The 19466-nt window shown below is 46.1% G+C and carries 20 protein-coding genes, 1 tRNA gene and 1 pseudogene; 15 read left to right on the forward strand and 7 right to left on the reverse strand.

Going from position 1 to position 19466, the window contains the following annotated elements; genetic code table 11:
• Positions 1–79: 79 nt before the first annotated feature.
• Positions 80–982: a hypothetical protein gene (locus tag NEV57_RS02445; RefSeq protein WP_257656691.1), complete on the reverse strand. Its 903-nt coding sequence runs from the start codon at positions 980–982 to the stop codon at positions 80–82.
• Between the two features lie 97 nt (positions 983–1079).
• On the opposite strand from NEV57_RS02445, the gene NEV57_RS02450 reads away from it, so the two are divergent.
• Complete coding sequence (locus NEV57_RS02450) at positions 1080–2423, forward strand: MBL fold metallo-hydrolase (RefSeq protein WP_257656692.1); 1344 nt, start codon at positions 1080–1082, stop codon at positions 2421–2423.
• Positions 2423–2923: a rhodanese-like domain-containing protein gene (locus NEV57_RS02455; protein WP_257656693.1), complete on the forward strand. Its 501-nt coding sequence runs from the start codon at positions 2423–2425 to the stop codon at positions 2921–2923. The genes NEV57_RS02450 and NEV57_RS02455 overlap by 1 nt, the downstream gene beginning before the upstream one ends.
• A 12-nt stretch (positions 2924–2935) precedes the next feature.
• On the opposite strand, the gene trxB is transcribed toward NEV57_RS02455, so the two are convergent.
• Both trxB and NEV57_RS02465 read right to left on the reverse strand, forming a co-directional pair.
• The gene (gene trxB / locus NEV57_RS02460; protein ID WP_257656694.1) at positions 2936–3889 is read right to left on the reverse strand and encodes a thioredoxin-disulfide reductase; all 954 of its coding nucleotides are present in this window, start codon (positions 3887–3889) and stop codon (positions 2936–2938) included.
• A gap of 112 nt (positions 3890–4001) precedes the next feature.
• Complete coding sequence (locus NEV57_RS02465; protein WP_257656695.1) at positions 4002–4979, reverse strand: exonuclease domain-containing protein; 978 nt, start codon at positions 4977–4979, stop codon at positions 4002–4004.
• Positions 4980–5236: 257 nt separating this feature from the next.
• Here NEV57_RS02465 and NEV57_RS02470 point away from each other — a divergent pair, with 257 nt between their 5' ends.
• The 3 genes from NEV57_RS02470 (at position 5237) to NEV57_RS02480 (ending at position 7675) form a co-directional block, all read left to right on the forward strand.
• Entirely contained in the window at positions 5237–6139 is a 903-nt protein-coding gene (locus tag NEV57_RS02470) for a histone deacetylase family protein (RefSeq protein WP_257656696.1), read from the forward strand.
• Positions 6140–6210: 71 nt separating this feature from the next.
• Positions 6211–6945 (forward strand): carboxy-S-adenosyl-L-methionine synthase CmoA, encoded by a 735-nt coding sequence (cmoA, locus tag NEV57_RS02475; protein WP_257656697.1) that lies wholly within the window; start codon positions 6211–6213, stop codon positions 6943–6945.
• Between the two features lie 4 nt (positions 6946–6949).
• Positions 6950–7675, forward strand: a complete 726-nt coding sequence (locus NEV57_RS02480; RefSeq protein ID WP_257656698.1) for a methyltransferase family protein — start codon at positions 6950–6952, stop codon at positions 7673–7675.
• Between the two features lie 6 nt (positions 7676–7681).
• On the opposite strand, the gene NEV57_RS02485 is transcribed toward NEV57_RS02480, so the two are convergent.
• Positions 7682–8797 (reverse strand): Gfo/Idh/MocA family protein, encoded by a 1116-nt coding sequence (locus tag NEV57_RS02485; protein ID WP_257656699.1) that lies wholly within the window; start codon positions 8795–8797, stop codon positions 7682–7684.
• A gap of 229 nt (positions 8798–9026) precedes the next feature.
• Between NEV57_RS02485 and NEV57_RS02490 the strand changes: the two genes are divergently transcribed.
• Together NEV57_RS02490 and NEV57_RS02495 are read left to right on the forward strand one after the other, a co-directional pair.
• A tRNA-Lys gene (locus NEV57_RS02490) sits at positions 9027–9102 on the forward strand.
• 735 nt (positions 9103–9837) lie between these two features.
• Positions 9838–10302 carry a methyltransferase family protein gene (locus NEV57_RS02495; protein WP_257656700.1) on the forward strand — a complete coding sequence of 155 codons (465 nt, stop codon included), beginning with the start codon at positions 9838–9840 and terminating at the stop codon, positions 10300–10302.
• A 138-nt stretch (positions 10303–10440) separates the two neighbouring features.
• Here NEV57_RS02495 and NEV57_RS02500 read toward each other — a convergent pair whose 3' ends face one another.
• The gene (locus NEV57_RS02500) at positions 10441–11640 is read right to left on the reverse strand and encodes an MFS transporter (protein ID WP_257656701.1); all 1200 of its coding nucleotides are present in this window, start codon (positions 11638–11640) and stop codon (positions 10441–10443) included.
• 82 nt (positions 11641–11722) lie between these two features.
• The gene (locus tag NEV57_RS02505) at positions 11723–12643 is read right to left on the reverse strand and encodes a helix-turn-helix domain-containing protein (RefSeq protein WP_257656702.1); all 921 of its coding nucleotides are present in this window, start codon (positions 12641–12643) and stop codon (positions 11723–11725) included.
• 365 nt (positions 12644–13008) lie between these two features.
• On the opposite strand from NEV57_RS02505, the gene NEV57_RS02510 reads away from it, so the two are divergent.
• The 5 genes and pseudogenes from NEV57_RS02510 to NEV57_RS02530 all read left to right on the forward strand — a co-directional run bounded on the left by NEV57_RS02510 (position 13009) and on the right by NEV57_RS02530 (position 16784).
• Positions 13009–13746: a YggS family pyridoxal phosphate-dependent enzyme gene (locus tag NEV57_RS02510; protein WP_257656703.1), complete on the forward strand. Its 738-nt coding sequence runs from the start codon at positions 13009–13011 to the stop codon at positions 13744–13746.
• Positions 13727–14485: a type 1 glutamine amidotransferase gene (locus NEV57_RS02515; RefSeq protein WP_257656704.1), complete on the forward strand. Its 759-nt coding sequence runs from the start codon at positions 13727–13729 to the stop codon at positions 14483–14485. Before NEV57_RS02510 ends, NEV57_RS02515 begins: the two co-directional genes overlap by 20 nt.
• A gap of 125 nt (positions 14486–14610) precedes the next feature.
• Positions 14611–15333, forward strand: coding sequence for a hypothetical protein (locus NEV57_RS02520; protein ID WP_257656705.1), 723 nt, complete (start codon positions 14611–14613; stop codon positions 15331–15333).
• Positions 15305–16069 carry a YceH family protein gene (locus NEV57_RS02525; RefSeq protein WP_307876375.1) on the forward strand — a complete coding sequence of 255 codons (765 nt, stop codon included), beginning with the start codon at positions 15305–15307 and terminating at the stop codon, positions 16067–16069. Before NEV57_RS02520 ends, NEV57_RS02525 begins: the two co-directional genes overlap by 29 nt.
• Before the next feature lie 124 nt (positions 16070–16193).
• Positions 16194–16784: pseudogene (locus NEV57_RS02530) on the forward strand (universal stress protein).
• Between the two features lie 87 nt (positions 16785–16871).
• On the opposite strand, the gene NEV57_RS02535 reads toward NEV57_RS02530, so the two are convergent.
• Positions 16872–17222, reverse strand: a complete 351-nt coding sequence (locus NEV57_RS02535) for a 4Fe-4S dicluster domain-containing protein (protein WP_257656706.1) — start codon at positions 17220–17222, stop codon at positions 16872–16874.
• A 164-nt stretch (positions 17223–17386) separates the two neighbouring features.
• Between NEV57_RS02535 and NEV57_RS02540 the strand changes: the two genes are divergently transcribed.
• The 3 genes from NEV57_RS02540 to NEV57_RS02550 are packed head-to-tail and all read left to right on the forward strand — an operon-like array spanning position 17387 to position 19367.
• Positions 17387–18436 carry an acyl-CoA reductase gene (locus NEV57_RS02540; protein WP_257656707.1) on the forward strand — a complete coding sequence of 350 codons (1050 nt, stop codon included), beginning with the start codon at positions 17387–17389 and terminating at the stop codon, positions 18434–18436.
• Between the two features lie 34 nt (positions 18437–18470).
• Complete coding sequence (locus NEV57_RS02545) at positions 18471–18674, forward strand: fructose-6-phosphate aldolase (protein WP_257656708.1); 204 nt, start codon at positions 18471–18473, stop codon at positions 18672–18674.
• Between the two features lie 3 nt (positions 18675–18677).
• Positions 18678–19367: a cell division ATP-binding protein FtsE gene (locus tag NEV57_RS02550; protein WP_257656709.1), complete on the forward strand. Its 690-nt coding sequence runs from the start codon at positions 18678–18680 to the stop codon at positions 19365–19367.
• Positions 19368–19466 lie beyond the last annotated feature (99 nt).

Raw genomic sequence — 19466 nt, forward strand, 5'->3', positions numbered from 1 at the left:
AACACCAACAAGTCCGACTGCAGTAGACCTTCTTCAAAACTGATCCGCTTATAGAAATGCGAAACAGCATCCGGATCCGTTATTCTTTCCCTGATGTTCCTATGGTTCGCGGATAAAAGTACAACACGGCATCCATGCCAAGCGCTTTTTCGCTGAGGGTAAAATACCCGTTGCGCTGACGATCAAAGGTAATTGCTTCGCCCTGGGGTTCGGGATCGTAAGGCAACCGTATTGCGGGTCGGCTCAGCATGGCGCATACTGACTCCCCCGCGTTCCGCCGCCAGTAAAATACGTTAAGCAGATTTTTGGCAATGAATTCACTTCCATCCCGTTGGATATCGGCCCCGGTAAAAAAAGTATACGGCAGTGTATGTACTCTGGTCAGCGTCAGGGTATCCTGGGACATGTCTGGCAGTAAGGTTCGATATACCCCAATTGCTAATTCGCGTTTACTGATCAAGTATAACGCCTCATCCACCGGATCGTAAAACAGCGACTCTGCATCGCGCGGACCGTCTTCGTAGGTTAACACAAACGATCGGATTGCGGTTCTGGCAATCGTATCCACCCTCGATTTGTCAACCGCCATAGGTTCTTCCAATAGGTGAACCTTTACATGGTCCCGGCGGCCATGGTTATCGCCGATATCCCCTATCAGCAGATAAGAACGGCCATCACGATTCATCCATGCGATGTCTTCCCAGTCATATGCCTGTATCCCTTGAAGATAAAACGTAGACTTATGTACCCCTACGCTGTCGATAAGAAAAATTCTTGCGCTATCGCCACTGTCATTGTGCACCCAGAAATGGCCGGGAAATGCCGTTGACTCCACAATGCCTGAAACTTCATGCATTTCGGGGTGGGTGATTTTTCCACGGCTCACGCGGCCGGAAAACACATCGGCCCCGGTCTGGCCAATCGCCAGATCGGTGATCATGCAGCAGATCAAAATACCTATGAGTTGCTTCGTAAATACCATATGGCGTTAAAATACAAATTTTACATGGATGCCTTCCGATGCCCGTCTGATTTTCGCACAAAACATTTTTTCTATCTTTGTTGCAGAAGCCGAAGGTATGCAGATACACCAATTTTACGATGAAGGATTAGCCCATGCGTCTTATGCGATCATAAGTAAACAGCAGGTCGTGCTGATTGATCCTGCACGCAACCCGCAACCCTATCTGGATTTTGCCAGGGAATATGATGCGCAGATCATCGCGATCATAGAAACACATCCACATGCTGATTTCGTAAGTTCCCATCTGGAATTGCATCAAGTAACCGGGGCACCTATTTATATCAGTCGCCTGTTACGTGCTGCCTACCCAAACCGATCATTTGATACAGACGTTCTCATCCAATGCGGTTCGGTATCGTTCCGTGCAATTGATACACCCGGACATTCACCCGACAGTCTGTGTGTTTTATTACTGGATGAATCCGGTAAGCCGAATGCGGTATTTACCGGCGACACGCTATTTGTGGGTGACGTGGGACGGCCGGACCTTCGTGAAGACGCCGGCAAAAACCCCGAAAAGGCCATAGAATTCGCTAAGGCCCTGTATCATTCCCTCCATCAGCAGCTCGCTAAATTGCCCTCCGGTGTCATCGTATACCCGGCCCATGGACCGGGGTCGCTCTGCGGGAAAAATATGGGAAGCGAACTGCAAAGTACCATCGGCCGGGAATTCCGCGAAAATTATGCGCTACAGCCGATGACGGCAGCTGAATTTGTTGCCCTGACCCTGAAGGAACAGCCTTTCGTACCCCGGTATTTTGCATATGATGTAGCATTGAATGAAAAGGGAGCCCCGCCATTTCAGGCAAGTATTGACGCCGTGCGCATTGTTGATGATGTACCACTCGCCGTAAAAGATATCGTGATCGATGGTAGGCCACAGGCACAGTTTAAAGCCGGACACTATCCCGGGGCTATTAATATTCCGGACGGCACCAAGTTTGAAACCTGGCTTGGCTCGGTCGTAGCACCGGAAGAATCATTCTACCTATGTGCAGGCGACCCGGAAGCCCTGGCAATACTATTGGAGAAGTCGGCAAAAATAGGTTATGAAAGCAAAATCTGCAGTGCCGTAATTACCTGTGGTGGTCCGGTTGTATCGGCAGGTTTCGACCCAGATACATTTAAACATGCCTCCGGGGATTACACGATCGTAGATATCCGGAATCCCGGGGAAAAGACCGGCCACGGAGGGGGTGGTTTTTCAGGCTCTATCCCGATCCCACTGTACGAACTGCGGGAACGTGTTGGGGAAATTCCAACCGATAAACCGATCGTGGTACATTGCGCCGGAGGTTATCGTTCAGCCATTGGCGCTAGCATCGTGGCAGGTATCGTGAAAAGTGTTCCTGTTTTCGATATGGGAACACATATCCAACACCTTTCAACGATAAGTTAATGCTGGGAATTATAAGTATCTTCTGGTTGGTGTTGGCGGGTTTGCAGGAACAAGGGCCCACGCGTAATCCCGAATATGCGGCTCGGCTGAACAGCATCTATCGGCACAGCGTACCCACTATCACCGTGAATGAACTCAAAGAAGCAATGAAGGACGGTGCAGTGGTGCTGGATGCCCGGGAAGCGGATGAGTTTGAAGTAAGCCATATCCGGCATTCCAGGCATGTGGGATACATCTGGTTCGATATGCGGAACGTATACGATATTCCGAAAACAGATACGATTGTCGTTTATTGCGCAATAGGGAACCGGAGCGAACGCATTGGTGAAAAGCTAAAAAAAGCGGGATACCAGCACGTGTTCAATCTCTTCGGCGGATTGTATGAGTGGGTAAACAGGCGAAATCCGGTATACAATAACGAAGATATACAGACCACTGAAATCCATGGCTACGACAAAAACTGGGCCCGATGGCTTGAAAACGGATCGGCAGTATACTAAAAAGCTACACGACTAAATCATCACATGCGCCTTGGCGGCAAGGTACCGTTCTGCTTCCAGGGCAGCCATGCATCCCGTACCTGCTGCCGTTACGGCTTGCCTGTAAACATGGTCCTGTACGTCTCCACATGCAAATACACCGGCAATGTTTGTCTGCGTACTGTCTGGTTTAGTAATAAGATAACCATTTGCATCCATATCCAGGATCCCCTCAAATAGTTCCGTATTGGGTTTATGGCCAATTGCCACAAAAAAGCCGGTTATCGGGAGTTGCTTTTCTTCACCTGTTTGATTGTTTGACACCGCCACCGCAGTCACGTTCTGCCCATCGCCCAGAATTTCCCGGGCCTCTGTGTTATAGTGAATTTCAATGTTGGGCGTACTGAGCACGCGGTGCTGCATTGCTTTTGATGCCCGGAATTCATCGCGGCGCACGAGCATATGCACTTTATTGGCCAGTTTAGCCAGGTAAGAAGCTTCTTCGGCTGCAGTATCACCTGCCCCAACGATAGCGACATCCTGTCCACGGAAGAAAAAACCATCACACACTGCGCAGGCCGAAACGCCAAATCCATTATATTTCTGTTCGCTATCCAATCCCAGCCATTTTGCCGTTGCACCGGTGGCAATAACCACCGTTTCAGCCGTTATCGTCTTTTCACCGTCTACAACAATCCGGTGTACATCACCTGAAAAATCAACCGATGTGATGTAGCCGAAGCGTACCTGTGTACCGAAACGTTCGGCCTGCTTCTTGAAATCTTCCATCATCTGCGGACCTAGTATGCCATCGGGATAACCGGGAAAGTTTTCTACATCAGTCGTCTGTGTCAGCTGTCCGCCGGGTACGATACCTGTATACATCACGGGCTTAAGATCAGCCCGCGCAGCATAAATGGCGGCTGTATAACCAGCCGGTCCGGAACCGATAATCAGACATTTTACGTGTTCAATTTCTTGCGACATTTGATTTTTTTTAATGCAAAAATACGGTGTTAATGCATGCCATTCAATAACCTTTTGTCAGGCTGCCGTAAGTATTGGAGTCCACCCCACCACTTGCAACACCCGACCGGTTTTATTTTTTGAATTTTTCCTGAAGATTTTTAAGCATATCTTCCGTAATTGGTCCGGATTTCCGCTTAGGCTGGGGCGTACGGTTACCTTCAGGCCGGTTCGTACCAGTAGTGGAAGCCTGCTGGGGCTTGGCAGCAGACGCTGCTTTGGGCGCTGCGGCACGCTGCTCCTTCTGCTTTGCCCTGAACCGCGCCCACACCCGATCCAGGCATTTTTTGGTATATAGTGGAAAATCACCTTGTTTCATCCACGAATAATAACTGGGTTCAATTGCAAAAACCTCTTCTACCAAACGTCCCTTGTGTTTGCCAAAACTAAAGATCTCCTCCCCGTTCTCATTGAACACCATCCGTCCGGCAAAATCCACTGGCCGGTTCAGGTTAGTGAACTGATGCAAGGCTTGTACGTCATTGACCACCGGTACTGATTTTTTACCGGACTTATCTTCCCATTCAACATTCTGATATCTGTCCAACTGCGATTTAAGCACCTCATACGTTGCCCTTACATCAGCTTCGGCGCTGTGTGCATTATCCAGGCTGTTATCGCAATAAAACCGGTAAGCTGCTTTAAGTGTACGCTGCTCCATCTGATGAAAGATATTCTGCACGTCGACAAAATGGCGGCCATCCAACGTAAAATCCACATCGGCCCGTATAAATTCCTCCATCAGCATCGGGATATCAAATTTGTTTGAATTATATCCTGCCAAATCGGCGTCACCGATAAATTCAGCAATTTCAACAGCCACATCTTTAAACACGGGAGCGTCCACTACATCGTTATCGTAAATACCATGGAAGAGTGAGGATTCCACCGGAATTGGCATTTGTGGGTTAAGTTTAAGTGTTTTTATTTCCTCACTGCCGTCCGGAAGTACCTTCAATATAGAAATTTCCACAATCCGGTCGGCGGATACATTCACACCCGTTGTTTCCAGGTCAAAAAAAGCCAGGGGGCGTTTCAAATTCAGATTCATGCTATTAATTTTTCGCGGGATGCGTTTAGGGATGGCCTATTTAATAATTCGTAATATTTGTGGTTAGCTAAAGATGATGATACCTAATAAAATCCCCACAATCATAATGATATACAGCAACAACTCATTTTTGGCAAAGTGCTTATACTTCGTCCAGAAACTGTAATCTTCTTTCTCATCATGATTAAATTCCATTGGCACAAAGGTAAGGATTATTTCCCGGTTTGCTATCTTCGCAACAGTTAAAACGGCCCGTTTTGTTTAAGATTGCATACCATCCCAGTTACACACACCCTCTACCCAAAGGGCATCGGTTCCCGATGGTCAAATATGAACTCATCGCTGCTCAGTTGCGTTATGAGGGTATTGTGCCTGATACCGCTTTTTTTACTCCTGAACTGGCTGGCCTGGAAACCATTAACCTTGCACATGCACGTGAATACTGCAATCAGCTGCTCAGTCTAACCCTCCCGTCAGCGATGGTCAGGCGGATCGGCTTCCCATTATCCGAGCAGTTGATAGCACGAGAACTGCGCATCGTCCAGGGAACAATATCAGGTTGCCGGTTCGCCATGAAGGATGGTGTTGCCTTTAATATAGCGGGTGGTACGCACCATGCCGGTTCCGATTGGGGTGAAGGATTTTGCTTATTAAATGACCAGGCAATTGCTGCATGTGACCTGCTCCGCCGGGGAGTCAGCAAACAAGTACTTATCATTGATCTGGATGTCCATCAAGGTAACGGTACAGCGGAAATTTTCAATGGGGAACCACGCGTATTTACCTTCTCCGTGCACGGCCAGAACAACTTCCCTTTTCATAAAGAGCGCTCGGATCTGGATATCAGTCTGGCTGATGGAACAAGCGACAAAAAGTATCTCGAGACGCTCGAACAGCACTTGGACGTGATTTTCGAAAAAGTAAAACCAGATTTTGTGTTTTATCAGTCGGGAGTAGATGTACTCTCAACGGATAAACTTGGAAGGCTAAACTTAAGCCGTGCGGGGTGTCGTCTTCGTGATGAACTCGTTTTCTGCAAGTGCCTGCGGGCGAAAGTTCCGTTACAGGTAAGCATGGGAGGAGGCTATTCGCCTCAGGTTCGTGATATTGTTGATGCTCATTGTAATACGTTTAAGGCGGCTGTTCACTTTTTTGATTAACCGTATTCCCATTTTTTTTCAGATTTCACCACTACTATCGCACCATTCAATTCAGCTATTCGACCTGCGTGATGGGAAAATCGAAAGACAACGTTTTTCAAAAGGTGATCAAGAAGCCTTCTGATTTTAAATTCGGCCCGGTAGTAGCCAGCGCTTTTGATGATATGGTAGAACGTTCAGTACCGTTCTACGCAGAGATTCAGCGCATGATTATCGAGCAGGCCAGTGAGTTTGCTGTTCCCGACACCAATATTTACGACCTAGGCTGCTCGACGGGCACTACGTTACTGAACCTCGATCCATTGGTGGATCAACGGGTAAAGTTCATCGGCATTGATGATTCAAAGGATATGTTGACGAAATGTTTGGAGAAGCTTCAGGAGGCGAAACTTTCCAGGCCCTATGAATTAAAGAATGCTGATTTACATCAGGATTTTGAAATTGAGCAGGCATCGGCAGTTATCCTATGCCTCACTATGCAGTTCGTACGACCGATATACCGCGAAAAACTGCTCCAGAAAATTTACGAAGGTCTTATTCCCGGCGGTGTGCTCATTATGTCTGAAAAAATCCTGGCAGAGGACAGTCTTTTCAACCGCAATTTCATCAAATACTACTACGATTACAAACGCAGGAATCAATACAGCGAACTTGAAATTTCCCAAAAGCGGGAGGCACTGGAAAATGTTCTCATCCCCTATAAACTCAGCGAAAACATTAAAATGCTACGGGAGGCGGGCTTCTCTCATACCGAGGTCTTTTTTAAATGGTATAATTTTTCCGGATTCATTGCCATAAAGAGCTAAATCTATGATACCTATTGGCAATTTCTTCTTTAAATACCGGAATTTTCTGTTTATTTTTCTTTACCTGTCGCTTTTTATCCCGTCGCCACCGGTATTTACCGCGGCAGTCTGGGGTTCCGGTTTTTACTGGTACCCACTGGTAGGCGGTCTTATTATAACTGTCACAGGGCAGCTCATCCGCGGGCTTACCATATCGCTTGCCTATATTGTACGGGGCGGAAAAGATAAAAAAGTGTATGCAGAGGGCCTGGTAACCAACGGAATTTTTGCCCATTGCCGCAATCCCCTGTATGTGGGCAACGTGCTCATGTTACTCGGTGTCGGAATCCTGATAAATTCCCTCCTATACCTGATTGTTTTTATTCCATTATTCCTTTTTATCTATCAGGCTATCGTATTAGCCGAAGAAAACTACCTCAGACAGAAATTCGGAGACCAGTTCGAGGCATATACAGCCAAAGTGAATCGCTGGCTGATTAATCCGGCTGGCCTCTCACGGACGATTACCGGTATGCATTTCAGCTGGAAAAGATGGCTCGTCAAAGAATACAATACGCAGGTAATCTGGTTAGCTGGCATCGTATTGATTCTGTTTTTTTATTATACCCCCTACTGGGGCTGGGAGCCTGAACAACGGAATATTTCGCTGGGTATTATGCTGCTCCTGCTGGCCATTTATTATATAACTATCCGCTACCTGAAGAAGTCCGGACGCTGGAACGTAGCATAACACCGGTCACAGGCTGAGTTCCTGCCGCTGTCCCGTAGCACAGGCTGCATAAATGGCATCAATAATTTTTAGGTCCTTCAACCCTTCCAAGCCGTCGACAGGCACAACGGGCTGGCTACCATCGAGGATAATCCCCGCCATGCCGTCCATTTGCAAAGTTTGATGCATCACATGTGGTTGTGCGAGCACACCCTGATGGGTACGTCCTTTTATAGGCCCGTATCCGGTGGAAGGCTGCATTTCAACAAAACCTTTTTCGCCGGTCATGAAAAACCGGTCCAGGTAATTCATATTATACGTGGAAAGGCAGGAGGCTACTGCACCACCGGGGAATCCCAACTGAAACTGGATTGTTTCATCAACGCCTGCTTTGAATTTTACCTCGTCAGTCTTCGTTTCCTGGGCGGTCACCCAGATTGGATCTTCACCAACCATATAACGGGAGCCATTGATCGAATAGATACCAATATCCATCATAGCACCTCCCCCGGCTAACGTTTTATCCAATCGCCATTGGGTAGGATCCCCAATTTTAAATCCGCTCAGGCCTTGGAAAAACATGATTTTCCCGAATTCACCGGCATTACGCATACGGATGACTTCAAGCGTATTGGGTTCAAAATGCATCCGGTAACCCACCAGTAATTTCACACCCGCGTCACGACAGGCATCCACCATCTCTTGGCCTTCCCTCGCATTAATTGCCATCGGTTTTTCACAGATCACATGTTTCCCTGCTCGGGCTACCCGGATCACCTGATCGTGATGAAGACCATTTGGTGTAATTACATAAACCGCATCAATATCCGGATTATCTTTTACCTGATCGAACGTCTCATAATTGTAACAGTTCTTTTCCGGAATGCGATATTTAGCCCGCCATTCCTTAATTTTCGCTGGTGTGCCGCTGATCAACCCGGTTATCTTCGCCCGCTTGCAAGATTGCATGGCTTCGGCTACCCGGGTTGCATAACCGCCGAGCCCCATAAGCGCCACGCGAAGCACACGATCCTGCCTGTTCTGTGGAACCAGGGCCAGAGCCTGCTGTTCAAACGTTAAAAATGGCATCGCGGCAGCTGAAACGGCTAATTGCTGCAGAAAGTTGCGTCGTGAATTTCTCATAATGAAAAGTTATTGGTTAATTATAATGCTACAACAAAATGACGGCCAGATAGTTTGACCCGACAACAAATATGTCCTACGGTAATCCTGTTATCAACTCATTATATAATAAATAGTTACCGGCAAACACAATGTGCTGAAATGGTATTTTTATTAAAATATTCAATTTTCCATAAAAATTTAGGTCAACAGATACTATCATTTTTTTATATTTGCAACCTACATTGTTGACTCCGTAGCTCAGCTGGTAGAGCAACTGACTCTTAATCAGTGGGTCGACAGTTCGAACCTGTCCGGGGTCACCAGCAAATGAAAGCTCTTTTTTCAAAAAAGGGCTTTTTTTATGCATAAACGTATAATCTGAATCCATCTACCAATCGATAACCGATATGATATTGCCAAATTATATGGAAAATCCTGCCTAATTGGCGCGCTCCCAAGAGACCCGAAGACTGGTCCACACATCTCGCCAAAGTAAGGACATTTGAACAAAACACACAAGACTGGTCAGCAGATGAATCAGTCATATTAAGGCTCCTGCCTTGATTATAGCCTGCGATGCGGACATCATTCAACCGAGCACGCCATAAAACTGGACAGGTTATTTGGTGGCAGAAGCTTAGGTGAATTGTTGATGCCCAGCTCACAACTCGCTATTTTGCCTGGAACAATGCATACGGCATTAACACAAAAAACAGATTTATTAATGACCATGATTCCCGATTTTCTTGATCCTGATGACGAGGCATTTCTCGAGTGAAACCAACTGAGGGGATTTTTCTTTGCGCCCCACATGCGACAAGTCTAAAAATAACAATAAAAAAGGAGATAGTATCTATGACACCTTATTTATTGGTTCTGGAGATAGCTCGATTAATCCATCATGCCTACTGTAAGGACAGGTTACCGTTCCACCGCATTTTAATCGTTTCAAACAGCTTCCAAATAGGAGTTCGGAGTTCGCGTTAACTGAGATGTTTATCAAGGAAGGTGGATAAACGGGATGAAAAGTAACAATTTGTTAATTGTTATATTTGGATATGAAAGCAAAGGCGACACCAGACCTCTATTTCTTTGTATTTATAGCGCTTTCATTCCTTTTTCACTACTTATGCCCCGTATTAACAGTAATCTCCTTCTCTTGGGTTGGAATTGCTTTTATCATTATCGGAGCTGTCATCGTTGCTTTAACAAATTCCATTTTGCTGAAGAAAAGAACCTCGGTTAACCCTTTCGACAGTCCATCCAGTCTAATCACCTCAGGACCATTTCGATGGAGTAGAAATCCCATTTACTTAGGAATGACCCTTGCACTTTTAGGTATAGCAATCCTTCTAGGTTCGTTATCTCCCTTTATTTTTCCGCTGGTGTTCACAATTATTATTGACAGGTCATTTATTCAGAATGAAGAAAGTAAGTTGGAAAAATTATTTGGAAAAGAATACCTTGCTTATAAAAAAAGGGTTAACCGTTGGTATGGTCGTCGAAAAATCACAGGAATATGAAGCTATCTAGGTTGGTTAACCTACACTGCTTCTGAATCCTGTTGATACAAGTCTATTTTCAATTGATATGGTCTCACCTTTGATTTTTCAATAACAGGCCCGGAGTTTGTATCTCGTTGAACGAAGATGATGGCACAATCAAAACGAGGAAAGTCGCGTGGCAACAACCGGATAGAGCAACAATAATAAAATACCAATCAATAATGAAAAGACAATATAATTGATTGATAATCCCCTTACATCGTAAATATTCACCGTGCTGATGAGGCCGTAACTCGCAAATGAAGTAACGATATAACTACCTCCACTGGTAACACCACCTGATAAGCCCGCCATTGCCGGAAACCGTGTTAGGCAATAGGTAAAATAGCTATTATACATATACCCCATCAGAAAATGCAGTAATGCCACAAACACCATCATGGAAATGAGGTCTTGAAAATACGGGGCTGTTACATACATAATAACGGCAACCCCCAGCTGCAACAGCAATCCATCCCGTAGCTTCCGGAGCAACGGCTTCCCGATCAGCCATTTACTGAATAAACCACCCGCAAGCAGAGCCAAACCGGACACCAATGCACTGTTTCCGGTTTGTAGAGCGGTGTAATGAAAGTGATTTTCAATAATAAATGGGGCTGACATGTTAAATACAATGATCATTGAATAACTCAGTCCCAATACCAGGATACCATAACTAAAATCCCGGGCAGTCAGCAATTGCCGGTAACTATTTAGGATTGCCGATAAATGGAATGGCCGCGGTTCCCGTAATGTTTCACCGCTGAAAATACCCTCCAATACCAACAGAACAAGTGCATAGCAGCCCAGGAAATAAAAGTTGGACCGCCATCCGAAAAAGTGTTCCAGGTAGCCCCCTAAAAAAGGGGCCAGTATAGGCGCTGCCGACCAAACAATGGAGAGTAGGCTCGTGTAATGTCGCTGCCTTTCCCCTTCATACACGTCAATAAAATAGGAACGCTTGGCCACCATGATTATGGATATCAGGAAGCCCTGAATGACTCGTAGCGTCAGCAGCCATTCAATGCTAGTGAGTTGCGTAATCGACAGATTGGTCAATGCAAAAAGCGCTAGTGCACCCATTCCCAGCCGGTATCTTCCAAAACTGTCTACAAGACTCCCAACAAAAAGCTGGGAAATTCCATAGCTGACCAGGAATACAGTCATGGTTAAACGTACATTCGCAGCAGTAGTATGCAATCCCTCCACCATCTGAGGAAATGAAGGAATGTAAATGTCAATAGCAAGCCCTGATATCGGGATCAATAAAAACGCCAGCACAGTGGATACACCGGATTGTCCTTTGATTTTTTGCATAACTGAATACCTGAACAAGCAGCAAAATTAACGGACAAACAGTTTTACACGGGTACCCGATTCAAATTATTTTATACAAAAATCAAATATTAACATAATACATCTTCCGGTACTGGCCCGGGCGCTCGCCCGTGTGTTTCCGGAAGAATTGTGAAAAATGCTGAACATACTCAAAGCCCAGGCTGTTGCCAATCTCTGAAATATTCCAGTCCGAATTTTTCAACAGATCCATCGCCTCTTCCAGCACACGTTCGCGGATGATACTGCTGGTAGATTTACCTGTCAGCTTCCGGACCGTATGATTCAAATGGTTCACATGCACGTGTAATAATAAAGCAAAATCACCCGGATTTTTAAATCGGAGCACGCTATCTGGTGCATCGATAGGAAACTGTCCGTTGAGCAGCTGCAAAAAACGGGACACAAGCCGATCTGGCCGTTCCGACCTTTCATCGCCCTGGGTTCGGGCTTTTGCAAAACGGATCACGGTATTGAAAATCAATTTTAGAAAACTCAGCATCAGCTCCTTCTTATACGGTAATGAGCTGCAGTACTCTTTCTCCATTAGCTGAAAGTAACCGTAAAGTGAATGATACTCCTCACTGGATAACAATAAAAACGGAAACAGTCGGTCGCCAAGCACCCGTTGTACTTTTTTAAATTCGCGCTTTAAGTCCGGGGTAAGATATTGTTCATTAAAAACACTTAGATATCCATCCTGGGCCTCACGATAAAACTTAAAACCCATCTTAGTGTCCGGATCAGTAAAACAAACCACCGGTTGATCAACGGTCACCTCCCCCTCGTCGGTACGGAACACAGCACCTCCGGTAGAAAGACAGACTTTATAGTAATCCCTGCGATGGAATGGTAAAGACCGTAAACTGTTCTGCCGTTTCAACACATTAAAATGCTGCGACTTTCCACCAGATCTTATCAGGTCGTCGGGCACAATCCGTCCGGTGGATTTGTAATACTGGATAATGGTTTCAAAGAGCTCCATATCACGAATATACAAAATTCAAACATCAGTAAGGGCGAACTCAATCCGGATATTGCCTTTATTGGCTATTAACTTTATTTGATGAGCCTAGGAAGCCAAGTCGTTTGATTCGCGCCAAAAAGGAGTGTTGAAAAATAATCCCGAATTCACAATTAATAATCCCGAATACACAATAAGTATTTAATTGAAAATTGATAGACATGGCATATCACGATCCCGAAATAAAGATTAAATATTTTGCTTACGCCATTGAAGAGGGAAAAAAGGTATATTCGAAGGCATAGACCAATGACGCAGGTTTTGAGATATCCATATTAAGGCATTATTGATTGATTGTCCAATCGATACGGAAAGCTAAAAAGAACATGTACGCTGAAATCGTTAAAAATATAGCCATTATCAACGGACGCATACAGGCGGCCTGCAAAAACTGTGGCAGGGACCCCAGGGAAGTAAAATTGCTTCTGGCAACCAAAACAGTTCCGGCCGAACGCATTAAAGTAGCATTGGAGGCGGGGTATACACTAGTAGCGGAAAATAAGATACAGGAAATTAAGGAAAAATATGAGGCATTAAAGGAAATCCCGCATACCAGCCATTTTATCGGACACTTACAAACCAATAAAATCAAGAACCTGCTAGCATATGATGTTACCTGTCTGCAATCGCTCGACCGTTTTGAGCTGGCCGCAAAGCTGAACCAGCGGCTGCAGGCTAAAAATAAAACAATGGAAGTCCTCCTCCAGGTAAACACCTCCTTTGAAGAAAGTAAATTTGGTGCAGCACCCGACGACACCATTGGATTGGTGAAACAGGTAGCCCAATTGGAAGCATTGAAAATAAAAGGGTTAATGACTATTGGCCTGTTTAGTGCAGAGACCGAAAGCGTACGCAAGTGTTTCCGCTTACTCAAAAGCATCCAGCAGCAAATTATCGCATTGAATATACCTAACGTCGAAATGAAAGAGTTATCAATGGGCATGAGCAGCGATTTGGAGACAGCAATTGAAGAGGGAGCCACTATCATCCGGGTCGGCACAGCCATCTTTGGAAAACGGTCAACAACGGATCGTTATTACTGGAATGAAACCACCAAAATTTAAAACGGATAAAACGATGCATGTCCATTTTGTGCAGCATGAATTTTTTGAAGCGCCAGGAGCTTACCTGACATGGGCAAGGGAACGAAACCACAAGGTCACCTTTTCAAGGGTATACGAGTATGATCCCCTGCCCCAGACCGCAGAAAATCTGGATTTGCTTATCGTGCTCGGCGGCCCGCAAAGTCCTGCCACTACGCTGGTAGCATGCGCGCATTTCGATGCAAAGGCCGAAATCAGACTAATACAACAATGTATTCAGGCGGGAAAAGCGGTAATAGGCGTCTGCCTGGGGTGCCAGCTTATCGGCAATGCGCTTGGAGCAGAATTTGAGCACAGTCCTGAAAGAGAAATCGGGGTTTTCCCCATTCAGCTTACAGCGAATGGATTAGCTGATAAAAAGATCGCCCATTTTGATTCTCCGCTTCTTGTAGGGCATTGGCATAACGATATGCCCGGATTAACCGCGGAGAGTAAGGTATTAGCCAAAAGCACAGGCTGTCCAAGGCAAATAGTGGCTTATACTAATTTGACATATGGTTTTCAGTGCCACATGGAATTCACTCCGGACACCGTGGAGTTGCTGATCGCTGAGGAAGTCGATTTCCTGACGAAGAATACAACGCACCCGTTTGTCCAAAAACCAGATCAGATCCGTCATCATGATTACCGCAAAATGAATAGCCAATTATTTCTGTTTTTAGATAAACTGGCCGAGGAGTACAAGGTGATGACCAGGTAAATTTCCTGATGTAAGGAAGCTGTGCGGAAGTATGGGGAAATTTTCATTTAAAAACTTTGAAATACAAAGTACTTTTATTTACTTCGCATAGCAGTTAATAGATAAGAAAACTAAATCCGATAACTATGAAAAATATAGCGATCCGGTTTGAACAACTGTATAACCAAGCAAAAGGAAATAAATGGTTTTACTATTTTGCCATTTTCTGCCGTATAACGCTGGCACTTGGGTTTATTCCCTCAAGTATCGTGAAAATCATGGGAGAACGATTCACGGGACTGCCTGCTAATAACCCGTTAGGTCATTACTTTGATGCCCTGCACCTTACCGGCTACTACTACACGTTCATCGGAATTACGCAGCTGACGGCCGCACTTTTGTTGCTTATTCCCAGAACGGCGCTCCTCGGAGCGCTCATGTATTTTCCAATCATACTGAATATCGGCATCCTTGCCTATGCCTTACGGTTTGAAGGCACCCGTATCATCACCATGATGCTACTGGCTAACTTATATTTGCTTTACTGGGATTACGACCGCTTAAAATACTGCCTGTCGGCCATCCTGTCGTACGCCTACCCGAATAAGGTGAAGCGGAAACCGCGGGGCGGCAGCTTTCCCCTCTTGTTTTTTGGGTGTGTCCTGACTACTGTTGCTGCCGTTATTGTGGTAAACCGATTTTTATACGAAGTACGACCCGGCAATTCACAGCTTGAATGCACTAACGCCTGCGCCGGAAGCAATGACCCCGAGGCGTATGCTGTTTTCTGTAATTGCATTTATAAACAGGGGAAACCGCTGGACGCATGCCTGGAACGGTATGAATCAGCCAAAAAAAGCACACGATAATGACTTCTCCCTGGGTAAATCGGGAGGCAATCGTTATTTTTGGGCGCAACGGCGGGCGTTTGCCCCCGTTTTATTATCATTGATACCGGTAAACCTTATGGAAACACCTCTTACATTGCCGCAGTTATCCGCGGAAGAGCAACGGGTATTGGGTGCCTTGATGGAAAAGGCTAGCACTACTCCGGAATATTATCCGTTGACATTGAACAGTCTGGTCACGGCCTGTAATCAAAAGACATCACGTAATCCGGTGGTTAATTACGATGATGACACCGTAATATCCACCCTGGATTCGTTAAAGAAAAAGGGACTCGTTGCAACGGTGACCGGCGGCTCCAGCCGGACAGTAAAATACAGACATAATTTTGCCGTAGTGTATCCCGTGCTTCCCGCTGAAGTGGCGATCATCTGTCTGCTGCTGCTGCGCGGCCCGCAAACATCGGGTGAGCTCAATGCACATATCGGAAGAATGCACGAGTTTGAAACATTGGACGAGCTGCAGTCATTATTGCAGCAAATGGCCAGCGCATCGCCGCCCTATATCAAGCAGTTAACCAAACGGCCGGGCCAGAAAGAAGGACGGTATACCCATCTGTTGGGCGACACGGAAATTCCGGAAATTGATACGGAGCCAGGTGCGGTACCGAACAACATGGAAATGCGGCTGGCTGCGGTAGAAGCTGAATTAGCCGCATTGCGTGAAGAGTTTGATCAGTTGATGCGGCAGTTATCCTGAATATTTATCCATTTGGGGATCTCCTAATCTTTTGGATTTCAGCCAAAAACTTCCGGAAAAAAAACCAAACTCCGTTCGTGTTTGTTATATTTACATAGAAAATTAACAAATCAACCCTTCTGTTATGGACACGACACCAGCAAAATACGAACGCATACTGATTGCGACCGATGACAGCGACTGTTCGAAAAAAGCATTGCAGCACGGATATAACCTCGCAAAGGCCATGGGCGCGGCTGTTGCGTTGGTACATGTCATTGAGCCGGCAGCACCGACCAATTATGGCGCTGATCCGCTAATGGGCCAGCAACCGATCATTATTCCGGAAACGACGGAAATACAAGAGGAGAATTCCAGATCGATGCTGGACGAGATCAGTAAAAAATTCACAGGCATTACGGACATCGTTACATTCAGCCGGATTGGCACGCCAAAACAGGAAATTCTTGATCTGGCAGGAGAATGGGCTGCCGATCTCATCATCATGGGCACGCATGGGCGGACCGGATTTGATCATTTTATATCAGGAAGTGTATCGGAAAGCGTAATCCGGAAAGCCAATTGCCCCGTCTTGGTCGTCCCAGGCAAATGCTAAGCTTATTTTTATCTCCAAATAACAAATAAGAAGCGGCGGCCNTTTATATCAGGAAGTGTATCGGAAAGCGTAATCCGGAAAGCCAATTGCCCCGTCTTGGTCGTCCCAGGCAAATGCTAAGCTTATTTTTATCTCCAAATAACAAATAAGAAGCGCCGTCCGGATACATGTCCGGACGGCGCTTCCTGTTGATCCAGCTGGGGGCGGTTATTCGTTATGTAACCACGCCTTCTTGGCCAATAATTCCTCTTCCGTTTCCCGCACGTCTTCATCGTCTACGCAGCAGTCAACGGGACATACTGCGGCACATTGCGGTTCATCGTGGAAACCCACGCACTCCGTACATTTATCTGAAACGATGTAATAAATCTCATCGGATATTGCCGCCTGTTCCTCCTCTGCATCCAGGGTTGTGCCATCGCCAAAATCAATAACACCGCTTAATCCGGTTCCCTCTGAGAATCGCCAGCTTACACCGGCATCATAGATTGCGTTGTTTGGGCATTCCGGTTCGCACGCGCCGCAGTTGATGCATTCATCTGTTATCTTAATTGCCATTTATTTCCTTTCAATAGATGATAAAAAACAAAAAACTTATTTTTGTGCCTGATCGAGTAAAAGATATTTGACTATGGGATTAGTCGTCTTTTTCGAACAGCCCTATTTATAGGATGCAAATATACAACAATTATTACGTAATTCCGGTCCAAAAAAATTAGATTTTGACAAAGAAACAACGAATCGAAGCCTTTACCCATTTAGGGACATACCTCCTATCGGCTGATCCACATTTACAGGAGGTGCTGGAAACCGCGGCTTCCCGCAATCCCTGGTTTACCTTGCCCAATGTGCAGCATGCCGTGGGGGCAATTGCTGCAAACCTGTCCGAAGCGCAACTGGGCGACTGGCTAGCCCCTTACCCATTCGATGGCGACACCGACCAGACAGTCGGCCTGATACTGGCGGGCAATATCCCTTTAGTTGGGTTTCATGATATCCTAAGCGCACTCTGCGCCGGCTATCGGATACAGGTCAAACTGGCAGCTGCCGATCAGCAGCTCACCACACACCTGCTTGAACAATTACAGGCCATTGAACCGCGTTTCCGCAGCAGGATACAGCTAACGGAGCGTCTTAGGGACTTTGATGCCGTAATTGCAACCGGCAGCGATAACAGTGCGCGGTATTTTGAATATTATTTCGGCAAGGTTCCCCACATTATCCGAAAAAACCGCAACAGCGCCGCGGTGTTGTCGGGAAATGAAACCACCGATGAACTACAACAGCTGGGGCATGACATTTTCGATTTCTTTGGATTGGGTTGCCGGAATGTATCCAAGCTCTTTTTACCCAAGGGGTATGACATTTCACTTTTCTTCGAAGGCATCGCTGCATTCTCCGGGATTATTGACCATCATAAATACCGGAATAACTACGATTACAACAAATCCATATACCTGATCAATGGCGATCCGCATTATGACAATGGTTTCCTTTTGGTGAAACGCGATGTGCGTACCGCTTCTCCCCTTGCCGTATTGTATGAGGAAGAATATGAAACGACCACTGAACTGCACGCACGGCTATCGGCCCTGGCACCGCAGCTACAATGCATCGTGGCCGGCGGAACACTCCCGGTGCCAACACCCGTGTTTGATTTCGGCCGTAGCCAGCAACCGGAATTGAACGATTATGCCGACGGCGTGAATACACTTGATTTTCTGGCTACCCACCGGGACTCCCCCAGCGGACAGCCCTCGGCAAAACGTTGATTATCCGGCCAAATTATACTAACTTTGCGGTCACATGTATGTCATTAAAGTTAAAGGGGTGGCAAAAATACCGGACTACGTTCAGCTCCGGGATGATGCCTTTACATTACTCGCCTACTTCAGGGTTGACCGGCCAGACAAATCGCTGGAAAAGCTGGGACTGGGCGACAAGATAACCCAGATTATGGAAATTGTAACCGCATTACCCTTTGGACAGATTAAGAAATTAGATTTATAACATATGATTGGCGAGACGGTAATCACACTCAAAAACGTAGACATCTACCAGCCCAAGCACCTCGTGCTCTCAAATGTCAACCTCAAGATCGATAAAGGTGAATTCGTATTCCTTATCGGACAAACCGGCAGCGGCAAAAGCAGTCTCCTGAAAATCATTTACGGCGATCTGCATATCGCCAGTGGCGAGGGAATGGTGGCCGGGTTCGACCTGAAGAAGCTCAGTGAACGTGACGTACCCTACCTGCGCAGGAAACTGGGCATCGTATTCCAGGATTTTCACCTGCTCACCGATCGTACCGTGGAAAAAAACCTCGAATTTGCCCTAAGGGCTACGGGATGGAAAGATAAAGCATTAATCAAAAACCGGATGCTTGACGTACTTGAAAAGGTCGGGCTCCGTTCCAAGCTAAAGAAAATGCCGCACGAACTATCGGGCGGCGAACAGCAGCGCGTGGTCATTGCCCGTGCCCTGTTGAACAACCCCGAAATCATCCTAGCCGACGAACCAACTGGAAATCTCGACCCGGAAACCTCCGAAGAAATTGTGTTATTGCTGAAAGAAATCAGCCGGGGTGGCACAGCCATCCTCATGGCAACACACGATTACCAGATTATCCGTAATATGCCATCGCGTATTGTAAAAACGGCCGACGGTGCACTGCATGACAATGTCACCATCACCGCTTCATGAAAACGCTGACAAATCCTGAAACACATACGTCAATTTGTAAGCTTAATAAACCAGAAAACTGACAGGCTGGCGGTATTTTCCCATTGGCAATGAAATTGA

The organism is Parapedobacter lycopersici (assembly GCF_024643285.1).
GTDB classification, from domain to species: domain Bacteria; phylum Bacteroidota; class Bacteroidia; order Sphingobacteriales; family Sphingobacteriaceae; genus Parapedobacter; species Parapedobacter lycopersici.

What these genes read in the sequence shown, in the direction of transcription:
- NEV57_RS02445 (WP_257656691.1), bottom strand. Translation starts at nt 982, where the DNA reads ATGGTATTTACGAAGCAACTCATAGGTATTTTGATCTGCTGCATGATC.
- NEV57_RS02450 (WP_257656692.1), top strand. Translation starts at nt 1,080, where the DNA reads ATGCAGATACACCAATTTTACGATGAAGGATTAGCCCATGCGTCTTAT.
- NEV57_RS02455 (WP_257656693.1), top strand. Translation starts at nt 2,423, where the DNA reads ATGCTGGGAATTATAAGTATCTTCTGGTTGGTGTTGGCGGGTTTGCAG.
- trxB (WP_257656694.1), bottom strand. Translation starts at nt 3,889, where the DNA reads ATGTCGCAAGAAATTGAACACGTAAAATGTCTGATTATCGGTTCCGGA.
- NEV57_RS02465 (WP_257656695.1), bottom strand. Translation starts at nt 4,979, where the DNA reads ATGAATCTGAATTTGAAACGCCCCCTGGCTTTTTTTGACCTGGAAACA.
- cmoA (WP_257656697.1), top strand. Translation starts at nt 6,211, where the DNA reads ATGGGAAAATCGAAAGACAACGTTTTTCAAAAGGTGATCAAGAAGCCT.
- NEV57_RS02480 (WP_257656698.1), top strand. Translation starts at nt 6,950, where the DNA reads ATGATACCTATTGGCAATTTCTTCTTTAAATACCGGAATTTTCTGTTT.
- NEV57_RS02485 (WP_257656699.1), bottom strand. Translation starts at nt 8,797, where the DNA reads ATGAGAAATTCACGACGCAACTTTCTGCAGCAATTAGCCGTTTCAGCT.
- NEV57_RS02495 (WP_257656700.1), top strand. Translation starts at nt 9,838, where the DNA reads ATGAAAGCAAAGGCGACACCAGACCTCTATTTCTTTGTATTTATAGCG.
- NEV57_RS02500 (WP_257656701.1), bottom strand. Translation starts at nt 11,640, where the DNA reads ATGCAAAAAATCAAAGGACAATCCGGTGTATCCACTGTGCTGGCGTTT.
- NEV57_RS02505 (WP_257656702.1), bottom strand. Translation starts at nt 12,643, where the DNA reads ATGGAGCTCTTTGAAACCATTATCCAGTATTACAAATCCACCGGACGG.
- NEV57_RS02510 (WP_257656703.1), top strand. Translation starts at nt 13,009, where the DNA reads ATGTACGCTGAAATCGTTAAAAATATAGCCATTATCAACGGACGCATA.
- NEV57_RS02515 (WP_257656704.1), top strand. Translation starts at nt 13,727, where the DNA reads ATGAAACCACCAAAATTTAAAACGGATAAAACGATGCATGTCCATTTT.
- NEV57_RS02520 (WP_257656705.1), top strand. Translation starts at nt 14,611, where the DNA reads ATGAAAAATATAGCGATCCGGTTTGAACAACTGTATAACCAAGCAAAA.
- NEV57_RS02525 (WP_307876375.1), top strand. Translation starts at nt 15,305, where the DNA reads ATGAATCAGCCAAAAAAAGCACACGATAATGACTTCTCCCTGGGTAAA.
- NEV57_RS02535 (WP_257656706.1), bottom strand. Translation starts at nt 17,222, where the DNA reads ATGGCAATTAAGATAACAGATGAATGCATCAACTGCGGCGCGTGCGAA.
- NEV57_RS02545 (WP_257656708.1), top strand. Translation starts at nt 18,471, where the DNA reads ATGTATGTCATTAAAGTTAAAGGGGTGGCAAAAATACCGGACTACGTT.
- NEV57_RS02550 (WP_257656709.1), top strand. Translation starts at nt 18,678, where the DNA reads ATGATTGGCGAGACGGTAATCACACTCAAAAACGTAGACATCTACCAG.